The organism is Mesorhizobium sp. M2E.F.Ca.ET.219.01.1.1, assembly GCF_004016445.2.
GTDB lineage: Bacteria > Pseudomonadota > Alphaproteobacteria > Rhizobiales > Rhizobiaceae > Mesorhizobium.
On sequence record NZ_SADT02000057.1, the window covers coordinates 1 to 419 of the forward strand.

A 419-nucleotide genomic window follows, 5' to 3' on the forward strand; every position below is an offset into this window, starting at 1 on the left:
CCCTGTGTTCAACGAAAGACACCGGAAACCCAGCCCAGCTCGCCTACTATGATATCGGGGTGAACGGAGTCATTGGCGGAGCCTTTGGGAAGGGGCTGCTCAGGAATATCCTTGATGCCTATGAGTGGCTGGTCGAAAACTACAACGATGGTGACGACATCTTCGTGTTCGGCTTCAGCCGTGGCGCCTTCACTGCGCGTTCTCTGACAGGCTTTATCACCAAGTGTGGCCTGTTGAGGCCGGGTGCCCCGTTAAGCGTCAACCAGTTGTTCGCCCGGTACCGCCGACGCGACGCGCTGACCGTGTGGAAGCTTCATGACGACTTGGTCGCAGGCCCGCTGAAGGCCTCTGCCCTGGAAGAACGCTGGATGCTGAAATACTCCCGCCGCGTGCCGATCAAGCTGGTGGCCGTCTGGGAC

1 protein-coding gene is annotated in these 419 nt (G+C 59.4%); it reads left to right on the plus strand.

The features are described from left to right. Positions 1–2 precede the first annotated feature (2 nt). A partial coding sequence (locus tag EN862_RS34900) for a DUF2235 domain-containing protein (RefSeq protein WP_281035872.1) occupies positions 3–419 on the plus strand: 417 nt, incomplete at its 3' end.